Annotated in this window: 11 protein-coding genes; 8 read left to right on the plus strand and 3 right to left on the minus strand. The window is 75.4% G+C overall.

What is annotated here, in order from left to right:
- From J2S66_RS03470 to J2S66_RS03495, 6 genes are read left to right on the plus strand one after another with little or no spacing between them, the layout of a single operon-like run.
- Positions 1 to 1050 (plus strand): glycosyltransferase, encoded by a 1050-nt coding sequence (locus J2S66_RS03470; RefSeq protein ID WP_310303694.1) that lies wholly within the window; start codon positions 1 to 3, stop codon positions 1048 to 1050.
- A complete protein-coding gene (locus J2S66_RS03475) occupies positions 1047 to 1922 on the plus strand; it encodes a YveK family protein (protein WP_310303696.1) in 876 nt (291 codons plus the stop codon). The genes J2S66_RS03470 and J2S66_RS03475 overlap by 4 nt, the downstream gene beginning before the upstream one ends.
- Positions 1919 to 3142 carry a glycosyltransferase 87 family protein gene (locus tag J2S66_RS03480; RefSeq protein WP_310303698.1) on the plus strand — a complete coding sequence of 408 codons (1224 nt, stop codon included), beginning with the start codon at positions 1919 to 1921 and terminating at the stop codon, positions 3140 to 3142. Before J2S66_RS03475 ends, J2S66_RS03480 begins: the two co-directional genes overlap by 4 nt.
- Positions 3139 to 4536, plus strand: a complete 1398-nt coding sequence (locus tag J2S66_RS03485; protein ID WP_310303701.1) for an oligosaccharide flippase family protein — start codon at positions 3139 to 3141, stop codon at positions 4534 to 4536. Before J2S66_RS03480 ends, J2S66_RS03485 begins: the two co-directional genes overlap by 4 nt.
- An 11-nt stretch (positions 4537 to 4547) precedes the next feature.
- A complete protein-coding gene (locus J2S66_RS03490) occupies positions 4548 to 5624 on the plus strand; it encodes a glycosyltransferase (RefSeq protein ID WP_310303703.1) in 1077 nt (358 codons plus the stop codon).
- Complete coding sequence (locus J2S66_RS03495) at positions 5621 to 6721, plus strand: glycosyltransferase family 4 protein (RefSeq protein WP_310303705.1); 1101 nt, start codon at positions 5621 to 5623, stop codon at positions 6719 to 6721. The genes J2S66_RS03490 and J2S66_RS03495 overlap by 4 nt, the downstream gene beginning before the upstream one ends.
- Here J2S66_RS03495 and J2S66_RS03500 read toward each other — a convergent pair.
- Positions 6688 to 8238, minus strand: coding sequence for a putative glycoside hydrolase family 15 protein (locus J2S66_RS03500; RefSeq protein ID WP_310303707.1), 1551 nt, complete (start codon positions 8236 to 8238; stop codon positions 6688 to 6690). The two genes, J2S66_RS03495 and J2S66_RS03500, sit on opposite strands and share 34 nt — an antisense overlap.
- Entirely contained in the window at positions 8220 to 9710 is a 1491-nt protein-coding gene (locus tag J2S66_RS03505) for a sugar transferase (RefSeq protein ID WP_310303710.1), read from the minus strand. Before J2S66_RS03505 ends, J2S66_RS03500 begins: the two co-directional genes overlap by 19 nt.
- Before the next feature lie 258 nt (positions 9711 to 9968).
- On the opposite strand from J2S66_RS03505, the gene J2S66_RS03510 reads away from it, so the two are divergent.
- Both J2S66_RS03510 and J2S66_RS03515 read left to right on the plus strand, forming a co-directional pair.
- Positions 9969 to 10796, plus strand: coding sequence for a glycosyltransferase (locus J2S66_RS03510; protein ID WP_310303712.1), 828 nt, complete (start codon positions 9969 to 9971; stop codon positions 10794 to 10796).
- Entirely contained in the window at positions 10796 to 12106 is a 1311-nt protein-coding gene (locus J2S66_RS03515) for an FAD-dependent oxidoreductase (protein ID WP_310303714.1), read from the plus strand. The genes J2S66_RS03510 and J2S66_RS03515 overlap by 1 nt, the downstream gene beginning before the upstream one ends.
- Here J2S66_RS03515 and wecB read toward each other — a convergent pair.
- The gene (wecB, locus tag J2S66_RS03520; RefSeq protein WP_310314641.1) at positions 12024 to 13187 is read right to left on the minus strand and encodes a non-hydrolyzing UDP-N-acetylglucosamine 2-epimerase; all 1164 of its coding nucleotides are present in this window, start codon (positions 13185 to 13187) and stop codon (positions 12024 to 12026) included. The two genes, J2S66_RS03515 and wecB, sit on opposite strands and share 83 nt — an antisense overlap.
- Positions 13188 to 13361 lie beyond the last annotated feature (174 nt).

Raw genomic sequence — 13361 nt, forward strand, 5'->3', positions numbered from 1 at the left:
ATGGGGACCGGAGGCGCCGAAGCCCTGGTCGCCGGGATGGCCCGCGCCGGCGGGGAGTTCGGCTGGCACTCGGCCGTGGCGAGCGGCGGCGGGCACCGGGCGGAGGCGCTGCGCGCGCTCGGCGTGCCCACGTTCACCGTGCCGGTGGCCCGGCGCAAGGCCACCGGCGTGCTGCGCGCCACCACCGCGGCCAAGGCCGCCGTCCGCAGCTTCCGGCCCGAGGTGGTGCTGGCGCACAACGTGTCGGCGAGCCTCGTCGCCCGGCTCGCCGTGCTGCCGCGCAAGGTGCCGCTGCTGACCGTGTTCCACGGCGTCGCCGATGCCGACTACGAGGGCGCGGCCCGCATCCTGCGCCGCACCTCGCGCACGGTGGTCGCGGTCGCCGACGCCACCGCCGAACGCCTGCGCGCCGCGGGCGTCACCGACCCGGTGGTCATCCCGAACGCGGTGTTCCCGCAGCGCGAGCGGGTCGACCGCGACGCGGTCCGCGCGGTGCACGGCGTCGGCCCGGACGTGCCGGTCGCGCTGTGCCCGGCCCGGCTGGTCCCGCAGAAGCGGCACGACGTGCTGCTGGAGGCGTGGGCGCGACTGGGCGGCGACGCCGTGCTGTGGCTCGCCGGCGACGGCCCGCTGCGGCCCGACCTGGCGCACCTCGCCGCCGAACTCGGCGTCGCGGACCGGGTGGCGTTCCTCGGCAACCGCTGCGACGTGCCCGACCTGCTCGCCGCCGCCGACCTCACCGTCCTCACCAGCGACTGGGAGGGCATGCCGGTCGCGGTGCTGGAGTCGCTCACGGCGGGCCGCCCGGTGGTGGCGACCGACGTCGACGGCGTGCGCCAGGCACTGGCCGGCGGCGGTGGTGTCGTCGTGCCCCGCCGCGACCCGGCCGCCACGGCGGAGGCGCTGCGCTCGCTGCTGTTCGACGAGCGGGCCCGGTCGGCGCTGGGCCAGGCGGGACGCGCGTCGGTGCGCCGCGCCCACGACCCGGCCCTGCTCATGCGGTCCTACGACGAACTGCTGCGCACCGCGGTCGGCGGGGAGCGCGCGTGAAGCGGCAACCGGTGACGCGGCAACTGGTGACGAGCCTCGGGGCGGCGCTGCTGGTCGCCGTCGCCGTGCTGCTGGCCGTCGAGGTGCGCGGCGAGGAGTACGAGAGCCGCGTCGGGCTGCTCGCCGGACCCGCGGCGGCCGAACCGGGCACGGCCGGGTTCGGCGAGGTGGTCGCCCTGTCGCTGCCCGCGCTGGTGGAGCTGGCGCGCAGCCCGTCCGTGCTGAGCGCGACCGCCGCCGAGCTGGGCACCACCACGGCGGAGTTGGCGGGCCGGGTGTCGGTCGAGCTGGTGCCCGCCTCGGGCCTGGCCCGCCTGTCCGTGCGCGCGCCGACCGCCGAGGAGGCCGCGCTGGCCGCCGGGCGGATCGCGCGGACCGTGGTGGACGCCGACCTGCTGGCGCCGGCCGCCCGGCTGCGGCTGCTCGACCGGCCGGAGACCACCCGCGTCGCCCCGGACCGGCCGCTGGCGTCCGGGCTCGCCCTGGTCGCCGCCGTCGTCGCGGGCCTCGGCACGTGGGCCGCCCGGCACCTGCGCCGCACGCGCCCCCGCGACCAGGTCCGGGCCGCGCTGGCCTCGGGCGGGGTGCGGCACCCGGTGACCGTGCTGGACGACGACGACCCCGGCCTGGTCGAGCGGCTGACCGTGCTGTGCGCGGCGTCCGCGCGGCCCGCCCGCGTCGTCGCCGTCGTGCCGGACCTGACCGACCGGGCCGAGGAGCTGGCCGCCGCACTGCCCGACAAGACCTCCGAGCCCGCCGACGGCGACGCGGTCGTCGCGGTCGTGCCGGCCGGCGGTCGGCAGGAGGAGCTGGCCGCCGTGGTCGGGTCGCTGCCCACCGGCGCCACCGTCGTCGCGGTGGTGCTGTCATGACGACGGTGGCGCACGCCCGGCGCACCCGGTTGCTCGCGGCGGCGGTCGCGCTGGTCGGCGCGCTCGCCGCGTGGCGGGCGCTGCTGCCCGCGTGGCGGGTGCCGCTCCCGACCCGGGCGAACCTGCCCGAGGAGCGGATGCAGGACTTCCGCGACGCGCTGTACTTCCCGATCCGCGAGTTCCTCGACGGCGGCAACCCGTACCACCCGGCGGTGATGTTCGCGCACTGGCCGGTGCGGCAGAACTTCAACCTCTACCAGCCGTACCACCTGCTGCTGCACGCCCCGTTCGCGCTGCCCGGCTACCGGGTGGGCGCGGTGGCGTTCGCGCTGGCGTCCCTGGTGCTGCTGCTGGCGCTGGCCGTCCTCGCGGCGGGCCGGCTGCGCCCGCACGTGCCGCTCGCCGTGGGCACGGCGGTGGTCGCGACCCTGTTGCTGCTCAGCCAGGTCGGCAAGGCGCAGCTGTACGTGGGGCAGGTCAACCCGCTGATCGCGGTCGGCGCGGCCGGCGCGCTGCTGGCCCGCGACCGGCACCCGCGCTGGGCGGCGGTGGCGCTCGCGCTGGCGTGGCTCAAGCCCCAGTTCGGCCTGCCGCTGGCACTGCTGCTGTTCGCGCGCGGGTCGCGCCGGGTGGCGCTGACCGGCACGGCCGTCGCGGCGGTGGCGTCCCTGGTGGTGCTGGTTCCCCTGGTGGTGCGCGACGGCGTCGGGTCCTTCCTGGACGCCGTCGCGGCGAACCTGGAGCACGCCGGCGCCACCGCGTACGGCGCGGTGGACTCGATGACGGCGCAACGCGTGGACGTCGCCGCCGTGGTCCACCGCGTCACCGGGTGGCTGCCGCCGGGCGCGGAGGGCCTGGTGCTGGTCGGCGTGCTCGTGGTGAGCGCGGTGCTGGCGCGGCGCCTCGACCGCGCGGGGGCGGTCGAGGTCGCGGACCTGCTCACCTGCCTGGCCGTGGTGGTCTGCGTGGTGCACCAGCCCGGGGACGTGCTGATCGCCGTGCCGTCGGCGGCGGCGGTCGCCGCCCTGTGGTGGCGCGGGCGGGACCGGTGGCTCGGGTGGGCGCTGCTCGCGGTCGCGGTGCCGTTCGCGCACCTGCACTTCGTGGGCACGGCGGTCCGGGACGTCCTCGGTCCGCGCGCGGACGTGACGGTCGACGGCGTGGCGCTGGTCGCCGCCTGGGGCCTGGTCGTGGTCGCCGCACGGTCCGCGCGGACGTGACCGGGCACGTCGCCGTGCGCGGCTCGCTGTGGCTGTTCCTGGTCAACCTGGTCGGCAAGGGCGGCCAGATGGCCGTGACGCTCGTGCTCGCCGCGTTCCTCACCTCCGAAGGGCTCGGCCTGGTGGCGCTCGCGGTGGCCCTGGTGAACATCGGCCAGGTCGTGCAGTCCATGGGCGTGTACGACGTGGTGAGCCGCACCGGGCTCGACCCGCGACGGGTGGCCGGCACGCTGCTGGTGCTCAGCGCGGGCACCGGGCTGGTGCTCGCGGCGGGCCTGGTGCTCGCGGCCGACGCCGTCGCCGACGTGCTGGACGCCCCGGTCGCACCGCTGGTGCGGCCGGCCGCGCTGAGCCTGCCGTTCTCGGCCGTGGCGGGCGTGCAGATGGGGCTGCTGCACCGCGAGCTGGACTTCCGGCGGCGGCTGCTGCCCGACGCCGGCTCGGCCGTGCTCGGCGCGGCCGTCACGATCGCCCTCGCCGCGGCCGGGGCGGGCCCGCACTCGCTGGTCGTCGGCCTGCTGTGCACGGCGGTCGCGCAACCGGTGCTGGGCGTCGTCGTCGGCGTGCGGGTGCGCCCGCTGTGGGACGCCGCCGCCGCGCGGGAGGCGCTGGCCTGGATCGCGGTCGTGGGTCCCGGCGCGCTGGTGGCCGTGCTGCTGATCAACCTGGACTACCTGGCCGTCGCCCGCGTGCTGGGCGCGGAGGCGGTCGGCGTGTACTCGCTGGCGTACCGGATCGCCTGGGTGCCCTACATCCTGGTCGCGGTGGTCCTCGGCGGCGTGCTGCTGCCGCTGTGCGCGCGGTACCTGCGCGAGGGGCGCGACCTGTCCGACGTGGTCGGTCGGTTCACGCTGGCCGTGCTGGTGCTCACCGGCGGGCTGTACGCGGTGACCGCCGTGCTGGCCGACCGGGTCGTGGTGTTCGGCGACCGCTGGGCGGGCGCGGCGCTCCCGCTGGCCCTGCTGTGCCTCCACGGCCTGGGCATCGGTCTGCTGCACGTCTGGTACCAGGTGCTCAAGGCCGCCGGCCACGCCCGCCGCTACCTGGTGCTGGAGGTGACGCACCTCGGCGTGCTCGTCACCGGGCTGGCGCTGTTCACCCGGTACGGCGTCGTCGCGGTGGCCCTCGTGCAGGCGGTGTCGGCGTGGGCGCTGGTGCCGGTGACGTGGCGCGCCCTGGCCCGGCGCGGCCTGGCCCCGCCCACCCGGTCGGTGCTGCGCGGCGCGGCCGGGGTGGTCGCGGCGGCCGGCTGCTGCGCGGTGGTCGCGCTCGCCGCCGGTGACGTGTTCGGACCGCCCGGGTCGGTGCCCGGCGCGCTCGTGGAGGGGGTGTTGCTGGTGGCGGTGTGCGGCGCGGTCGTGGTGCTGACGAACAGGGAGGTGCTGCGGCGGTGAGGGTCGTGCACGTGAGCCAACCCGTGACGGCCGGCGTCGCCGCGGTGGTGCTGGAGCTGGCGGTGGCGCAGTGCTCGGCGGGGTGGGCGGTGGCGGTGGTGTGCCCGCCGGGGCCGCTCGCCGACCGCGCCCGGGCCGCCGGGGTCGACGTCCGCGAGTGGCGTGCCGTCCGCGGTCCCGGGCCGTCCGCGGTCGCGGAGTGGGTGCGGTTGCGGGCGCTGCTGCGCCGCCTCGACCCGGACGTCGTGCACCTGCACAGCTCCAAGGCGGGCCTGGTGGGGCGGCTCGTGCTGCGCGGGCGGCGGCCGACGCTGTTCCAGCCGCACCTGTGGTCGTTCCAGACCGCCACCGGGCTCGTCGGGCGGCTGTCGCTGGCCTGGGAGCGGTGGGCGGCGCGCTGGACGCACCAGCTGGTGTGCGTGAGCGACGACGAGCTGCGCACCGGGCGGGACGCGGGGGTCGGCGGGCCGGCCGAGGTCGTGTGCAACGGCGTCGACACCGAGCGGCTGCACCCGGCCGACCGCGGGGCCGCGCGGCTGCGGCTGGGGCTGCCCGAGGCGCCCACGGCGGTGTGCGTCGGCAGGCTCGCACCGCTGAAGGGGCAGGACCAGCTGCTCGCGGCGTGGCCCGCCGTGCGCGCGGCCGTGCCCGGCGCGCGGCTCGTGCTCGTGGGCGACGGGCCGATGGGGCGGCGGTGGCGCTCCGGGTGCGCCGACCCGTCCGTGCGGTGGTGGGGGCACGCCGACGCGGTGGCCGACTTCTACGCGGCGGCGGACGTCGTCGTGGTGCCGTCGCGGGCGGAGGGGATGGCGCTGGTGCCGCTGGAGGCGATGGCGTGCGGCCGGTCGGTGGTCGCGTTCGACGTGAGCGGGGTGCGGCAGGGCGTCGGCGACGCGGGCGCGGTGCTGCCCGCCGGCGACGTCCCCGCGCTGGCCGCCGCGGTCGCGCGCCGGTTGGCGGACCCGGCCCTCGCCCGCCGCGAGGGCGCGCTCGGGCGGCGGCGGGTCGAGCTGCTGTTCGACCGGCGGCAGGTGGCGGAGCAGGTGGCGACGGTGGTGGAGAAGATCGCGCCGGGAGGTGGCCGGTGAGGCCGTTGCGGGTCGCGTACGTGCTCACCCAGGACAGCGGCGGGCCGGTCGACGTGACCGTGCGGTTGGCCCGGGCGCTGCTGGACTCCGGCGAGGCGGAGGTGCGGGTGTTCGGGCCGGTGCCCCGGCGCGGCGCCGAGGTGCTGAACGGGCACCACCAGCCGGTCGAGGTCGCGGCGAAGGGCGACCTGCGGGCCGGGCGGCGGGCGCGGGCGGCGGTGGCGGCGTGGCGGCCCGACGTGGTGCACGCGCAGGACCGGCGGGCCGGGCTCGTCGGCGCCGGGCTGCGGCTGAGCCACCGGGTCGTGCAGACCTACCACGGCGTGCCCGACGACGTGGGCGAGGAGTGGTTCCGGGGCGTGCCCGGGGCGGTCGCGCCGTCGGCGTACACGCGGACCGTGCTGGCGGCGGACGCGCTCGTCGCGCGGGCCGTGCACCGGACCGTCGTGCCCGCACCGGCGATGGGCCGTTTCCTGAGCTCCCGGCTGCGGGTGCCGGGGGCGCGGTTGGCGCACATCGACAACTGCGTGGAGCCGGCGCACGTGCACCCGCCGGCGGGGCCGGTGCGGCGGCTGGTGTTCGTCGGGCTGCTGGTGGAGCGCAAGGGGTTGACCACGCTCCTGGACGCCCTGGCGCTGCCCGGCGTGATGCCCGCCGACGCCACGCTGACCGTGGTCGGCGACGGCCCCCAGCGCGCCCTGGCCGAGCGGTCGGCGCGGGCGCTGGGCGACCGCGTCCGGTTCCTGGGCTTCCGCCCGGACGTGCCGGAGCTGCTGCGGCACCACGACGCCCTGGTGCTGCCGTCCACGATGGAGCAGCAGCCGCTGGTGGTGGCCGAGGCGATGGCGGCGGGCAAGCCGGTGGTGGCCACCGACACGGGCGGGGTGGCCGACATGCTGGGCGGCGCGGGTCACCTGGCCGTGCCGGGGGACGTGGCCGACCTGGCCGCCCGCCTGCGCGCGGTGTTCGCCGACCGCGACCCGGCCCGCACCGGCCGCCTGCTGGCCGAGCGCGCGGGGGAGCGCTTCACCCCGCACGCCTGCGCCCGCCGCCACCTGGACCTCTACCGGTCCCTGACCGGGCGCCCGGCGACCTGAGACCTCACCGCCGGCGGTGGTGCTCCCGGCACCACCGGGGCCGGTGGCGCGGCGGTGGTCGTCGGGACGGCCGGCGCGGCGGGTTCGGACGTGGTCGGTTCCGGCGCGGTCGTCGTGGTGGTCGGTCGCGGGGGGTTCGCTTCCAGCGTGGTCGGTCGCGGCGCGGTCGTCCCGGGCGTGGTGACGGCGGTCGTGGTCGGGGTGAACGTGGTCGGCGTGGGCGTCGTGGCCGGCGCGGACGTGTCCTGCCCCGAGGGCTTGACCAGCACCACCGCGTCACCGGCCGCCAGTTCGATCGTGCTCGGCACCGGCCGGTCCGTGTCCACGTTCAGGTACCCCTCCGGCGGGTTGACCTCCGCCGTCGCGGCGGTCGGGTTGACGGCCACGTACCCGCCGGTGAACCGGCGGTCCCAGGCCCCGTTGAGCAGGCGGTTCGCGGTCTCCGTCGCCTCGCCCAGCGGGACCTCCTGGTACGGCGACCAGTCCGGGTGGCGGTAGTCCGCCGTGGACGCCCCGTTCCAGCACGTGTGCGGGCTCGCGAGCAGCGCCGCCGTGGCGTAGCCGACCCGCTCCTCGCGCGCGCCCTTCACGTGCGTGACCAGCAGCAGCCACGACTCGCCGAGCGCGGCCTGGGCGCGCAGCTCCTTGAACTCGTTGCCCTTGAACGTGAGCAGCTCGCCGGTGCCGCTGTCGCGCAGCCCGAAGTTCTCCTCCATCGCCCCGTCGTACCGGGAGTGCGCCGACCACCGCCCGGCCGTCAGGTGCGACTCGGACACGTTCGGGATGAGCATCTTCCCGGCCTTGTGCAGCGCCTCGCCCGCCGTCGACAGGAACGCGTCGAGGCCCTCGCGGATCACCCGGTCGGTCTCGACGGCGGTCGTGGTGCCCTTCAGCAGGGCGGTCGAGTAGTACCTCAGCGAGGCGAAGTCGTTGTCCGCCAGCACGCCGTCCCACCCCTCGCGCACCACCTCGGCGGTGACGGCGTCCGTCCACGCCTTCTGGTAGGCCGGGTCCCACACCGTCATCTGCCAGTGCTTCGGGTAGCCGTTCCACTCGATGCGCGCGTCGGTGGTGTCGACCGCGAACCAGTGCGGGTGGTCGCGCTGGGTCTTCATGTACCCGAGACCGCTGGGCAGCAGCGGCGCGTCGACGTCGCCGATCACCGCGCCGGGGTAGCTGCGGGTGCTGGAGAAGTCCTTGTAGACCAGCACCTTCACCTTCGGGTTGAGCCGCTTGAGCCGGCGCAGCGCCAGGGTCTCGGTCGCGTTGAGCACCACCAGGTCGTAGTGCAGCGCGGCGAACCTGATCTCCATCGAGGACGGCGGCTCGCCGATGCCGTACCACCAGGCGCACGGCGCGAGCGGCTTCGGCGGCGGCGCCAGCACGTCACCCGGCACCTCGCCGCGCGTGCCCGGCTGGCCCGTGGCGGCCCCGAACGTGCAGGCCGCCGAGGTCAGCAGCAGGAGCGCGGCGCACAGCAGGCCCACGATCCGCGAGGTCAGCGATCCCTTCGGCACAACAGCTCACCCACCGTCTGCAACAGGATTTTGACGTCCAGCCACAACGACCAGTTGGCTATGTAGTAGTTGTCGTAGCGCGACCTGTCGACAATAGAGGTGTCCCCCCTCAAGCCGTGCACCTGCGCGAGCCCGGTCAATCCCGTGGGAACGCGGTGACGGGCCCAGTATAGCTCGTGGATCGCGGAGAACTCGCGCACGAAACCCGGCCTCTCGGGGCGCGGCCCGACGATGGACATGTCGCCCCGGATGATGTTCCACAGTTGTGGCAGTTCGTCCAGGGAACTGCGACGCAGGAATCGTCCGACTGGTCCGACCCGGCGATCTCCGACAACCGACCAGGTGACTTGGGAATCGTCGTTGCCGTTCATTCTCACGCTGCGCAGCTTGTAAAGCACGAACGGGTGGTCATCCATGCCGACCCGGACCTGGCGGAAGATCACCGGCCGCCCGCTCTCCAGCAGCACCGCGAGCGCGCACGCCGCGATGACCGGCGACAGCACCACCAGCGCCACCGCCGCCAGCAGCACGTCCATCGTGCGCTTGACCCACCAGGTGGGCCGGCTGGTGGGCGCGGTGCCCAGGCGCATCAGCGGGTAGCTGCGCAGCCGCTCGACGTCGGGCCCGTCCTGGTGGAGCTCGAACATCCGGGGCACGACGAGCGTGGTGCAGCCGAGCCGGTGCGCGGCGATGGCGGAGTCGACCACGTACGACTCGCGGGTCCGGGAGAACGCGAGGACCACGGTGCCCACCCCGAGCCGGGTGATCGCGTCGGCGAGGTCCTCGTCGAGCAGTGCCACGGGCAGCGCGGCCCGGTCGAGCACGGGTTCGGGGTCGATGAACCCGACCGGGCGCAGGCCGAACTCGGGGTGCGCCAGCATCGAGCCGACCAGGTCCACGCCGACCTTGTCCGTGCCCACCACGATGGTCCGGTCGCACCGGTGGAACCGCCGCCGGGCCCAGCGGCCGAAGGCGAACACCGCCAGCCGGGTGGGTTCGCTCAGCGCGGCGAACGCGAGCACCGACCACTGCGCGGCCCGGGTGTCGGCCGGCGGTGCGCCCGTGACCAGGTCGACGCACGTGACCAGGGCGAACGCCAGCGCCGTCGCCCCCATCGAGCGCGGCAGGTCGTGGAACCAGGACAGCCACAGCCGCCGCCGGTACAGCCTGCACGCGCCGCGCGCCCCCAGCAGCGCCACGGCCACCAGCGCGGCCGCCCGCCACCCCGGCGGCTGCCGGGCGCACACCAGCGCCACGGCGCCCGCGTCGACCGCGACCAGCAGCACGGCCACCGCGTTCACCCGCCGGAGCGCGTCGCGCCACGACGCCTCGCGAACCCTCGGGTGCCGCCACCGCGACACCGGCGGCGAGGTGGTCGCCGAGCCCACGCCGTTCACCTCGGACCGCCCTTGCCGCGCCCCGAGGGCGTCCCGTCCACGCCACACCACATCGGACGACGTCCTCTCCACCATGAAGTCGATAATTGTCACCCGTCCGAGAACATCCGAACGGGGAATTCTGCTTACTCGGTGCATATTCGGTGCCGACTGTTGGGGTTAATTCACTCTTTCGGTCAACGCTGTTCCCCTTACTGGTGATCATCGCGGGTGGGTAGCCGGTTAAATCCGCCCTCCTGTGCCACCGTGGGGACTCGGGGTGGGCGAATCCCGCCGGGGTGCGCAGGCGAATAATTCTGGCCCGCCATCCGTGATCCAGTGAAATGGGGCCTCTTGATCGTCGACGAAGGCGGCGTGCGCGGCACGTCGGAACAGGGCGGACCAGCCTTTTCCGACGACGAGCGCACCCGTGCCCGAGCCCACGTCGTGCTGCCCGCCTACAACGAGGCGGTCTCGCTCCCGCCCCTGCTGACCCGGCTCGCGGAGGTCGCCCGCACCGAGCGGCTCACCGCCTGGGTCGTCGACGACGGGTCCTCCGACACCACCGCCGACGTCGCCAAGGCCGGCGTGCCAGGCCTGGACGTCCGGCTCGTCCGCCACGACGTCAACCTCGGCCTCGGCCAGGCCGTCCAGTCCGGCCTGCGCGCCGTGCTGGCCGAGGCCGACGAGTCCGACGTCGTGGTCGTGATGGACGCCGACGACACCCACGACCCGGCCCTGATCCGGCGGATGGAGCGCGAGGTCGCGGCCGGCGCGGACGTCGTGATCTGCTCCCGGTTCGTCGCGGGCGGCGACGACACGACCGCGCCCGCGGCGCGCCGGCTGCTCTCGCGCGGCGCCGCGGTGCTGTTCCGCCGGGTGCTGCGGGTCGAGGGCGTCCGCGACTTCACCAGCGGCTTCCGCGCCTACCGGGTGAGCCTGCTCGCGCGGGCCGCCGACCACTGGGGCGAACGGCTGATCGAGGAGCGCGGCTTCGCCTGCATGGTGGAACTGCTGCTCAAGCTGCGCCACTGCCGGCCGGTCGTCACCGAGGTGCCGCTCGTGCTGCGCTACGACCGCAAGGGCGGTCCGAGCAAGATCCGGATCGCGCGGACGGTCGGCCAGTACCTGAAGCTGCTGGTCCGCGACCGGCTCTCGCCCGCGCCGTACCGGGCGCTGTGATGGCGGCCCGGGGTGTGGGCGGCCTGCACGTCGCGGTGGTCGGCGGCGGCATCTGCGGACTGGCCACCGCGCACCGCCTGGTGCGGGCCGGCGCCCGCGTCACCCTGCTGGAGGGCAGCGACCAGCTCGGCGGGCTGGGCACGTTCTTCCCGTGGCGCGACCGGTGGGTGGAGCGCTTCTACCACTGCGTGATGCCGTCCGACGACCACCTGCTCGGCCTGCTGGGCGAACTGGGCCTGCGCGACGCCGTCACGTGGCGGCGCACCCGGATGGGCATGGTCGTCAACGGGCGCGGCTACCCGTTCAACAACGCCTGGGACCTGCTCAGGTTCACCCCGCTGGGGCTGCCCGACCGGGTGAGGTTCGGCGTCGTGTCGCTCCTGCTGCGCCGGCTCGGCCAGGGCAAGGACCTGGACGGCACGCGCACCGAGGACTGGCTGCGCGGCCTGTACGGCGACCGGGTGTGGGAGCTGCTGCTCGCGCCCCTGTTCGGCGCGAAGTTCGGCGCGCGCTTCGGCGACGTGCCCGCCCTGTACCTGTGGCAGCGGCTCGGGCGCGACGGGGCCGTGGCGGTGCGCGGGTACCCCGCCGGCGGCTACCGGGCGGTCATCGACGCGCTGCGGGCGTCGATCGAGGCCGGCGGCGGCGAGGTGCGGCTGGACGCGCCCGTGCGGCGGATCGGCGTGCGCGACGGCGTGCGGCTGGAGCTGGCGGGGGACGTGGTGACCGCCGACCGCGCGGTGTCCACGCTGCCCCTGCCGCTGCTGCGGCAGCTCGCCGACGACGACCTGGCCGCGCGCCTGCCGGACGTCGAGCTGCCCTACCAGGGCGTGGTCAACGCGCTGTTCTTCCTCAAGCGCCCCTTGTCCGGGCACTACTGGACGCCCGTGGTCGGTTCCGGCACGGAGTTCGACGGCGTGGTCGAGATGACGCCGCTCGCGGGCGTGGAGCCCTACGGTGGGCGGCACCTGGTGTACGCCATGCACTACACCGACCGCGGGTCGGCGCTGTTCCGCGAGGACGACGCCGCGATCGCCTCGCGCTGGACCTCGCAGCTGCTCGGCCTGCACCCCGACCTCAACCGGGCGGACGTGGACGACGTGCGCGTGTTCAAGGCCCCGTACGTCGAGCCGGTGCACCCCCTGGGCTACCTGGCGCGCAAGCCCCCGGTGGTGGTCGCCGGCACCCCGCTGGTGCTGGCGACCACCGCCCACGTCTACCCGGACGTCACGAGCTGGAATTCGAGTGTGGGACTCGCGAACCACGTGGTCGGGACGCTGGTGGGGGAACCACAACCCGTTCCGGGGTGAGCACGGGCGGCTCGCCGCGGACCAACTGCCGCAGCGCGTCGGCGATCACGGCCGACGGCGAGCCGCTGCCGTACGGGGAGGGGATGCGCCCCAGGCGCTCTCGGTGCCCGGGCACGTCGTCCAGCCAGCGCAGCACCTCGGTGCGCACCCGCTGGCCCGGCGGCACGAGGGTGCCGAACGTGCCCTCGATCTCCGGGCGCTCGGTGCTGCGCCGGACCACGACCACCGGTCGCTTGAGGACGCTGACCTCCTCCTGGATGCCGCCCGAGTCGGAGACGACGACGGCGGCGCACCGGGCCAGCGCCAGGAAAGCCGGGTACGCCTGCGGCTCGACCACCTTCAGGTTCGCCAGCAGGCCGGTCAGGCCGAAGCCCGCCACGCGCTTGGCCGTGCGCGGGTGCAGCGGCAGGACCACCGGCAGCGGCAGCCTGCTCAGCTCGCGCAGGATCGTCTCCAGGTTCGCCGGGTCGTCCACGTTCTCCGGCCGGTGGATCGTGGCCAGCACGTACCCGTCCTGGCGCAGCTCGTGCGAGGCCAGCACCACGGCCTCCTCGTCGTGGTGCGGCAACGCGGTCGCCAGCGCCTCGACCACCGTGTTCCCGGTGATCGCGATGCGCTCGTCCGGCACGCCCTCGTGCAGCAGGTTGGCGCGGTTCAGCTCGGTCGGCGCGCAGCACAGGTCGGCGAGGTGGTCGATCGCCACCCGGTTGTGCTCCTCGGGCATCGCCCGGTCGTAGCTGCGCAGGCCCGCCTCGACGTGCACCAGCGGCACGTCGTTGGCGTTGGCGGCCAGCGCGCCGGCGAGCGCGGACGTCGTGTCGCCCTGCACGACCACCGCCGTGGTCGGGTGCTCGGCCAGCAGCTCGTCCACCGCCGCCACGGCCGAGCCGAGCTGCGTGCCGCGCCGCGCGCCGCCGACCGCCAGCTCGTGGAACCGGCCGGGGCTGCCGATGTCACGGCGGATGCGGTGGTACATCGCGGTGTCGTAGTGCTGTCCCGTGTAGACGACGGTCGCGCGGGCGCCGATCAGGCGGATCAGGGGCGCCAGCTTGATCAGCTCCGGCCTCGTGCCGCACACCATCGTCACCGTGCCGAGAGCTCTTGCGTCGATCGGACCCACCTCCGGTTCGCGGACGTCTGCGCGCGCACCCGGCGCGCGAACGCGGAGAAGGTTAGGGTCCCGGTGGCCGCTTTTCCTTGCGCCTCAATCGATCGAGTGAACTTCGCCTGCGTGATTCGGTTTCCGACCGGGTAC

The organism is Saccharothrix longispora (genome assembly GCF_031455225.1).
In the GTDB taxonomy this organism is placed as follows: Bacteria; Actinomycetota; Actinomycetes; order Mycobacteriales; family Pseudonocardiaceae; genus Actinosynnema; species Actinosynnema longispora.

Excerpts from the sequence above, each read along its gene's own strand:
- J2S66_RS03470 (WP_310303694.1), top strand. The coding sequence starts at position 1 with ATGGGGACCGGAGGCGCCGAAGCCCTGGTCGCCGGGATGGCCCGCGCC.
- J2S66_RS03480 (WP_310303698.1), top strand. The coding sequence starts at position 1,919 with ATGACGACGGTGGCGCACGCCCGGCGCACCCGGTTGCTCGCGGCGGCG.
- J2S66_RS03505 (WP_310303710.1), bottom strand. The coding sequence starts at position 9,710 with ATGGTGGAGAGGACGTCGTCCGATGTGGTGTGGCGTGGACGGGACGCC.
- J2S66_RS03515 (WP_310303714.1), top strand. The coding sequence starts at position 10,796 with ATGGCGGCCCGGGGTGTGGGCGGCCTGCACGTCGCGGTGGTCGGCGGC.
- wecB (WP_310314641.1), bottom strand. The coding sequence starts at position 13,187 with ATGGTGTGCGGCACGAGGCCGGAGCTGATCAAGCTGGCGCCCCTGATC.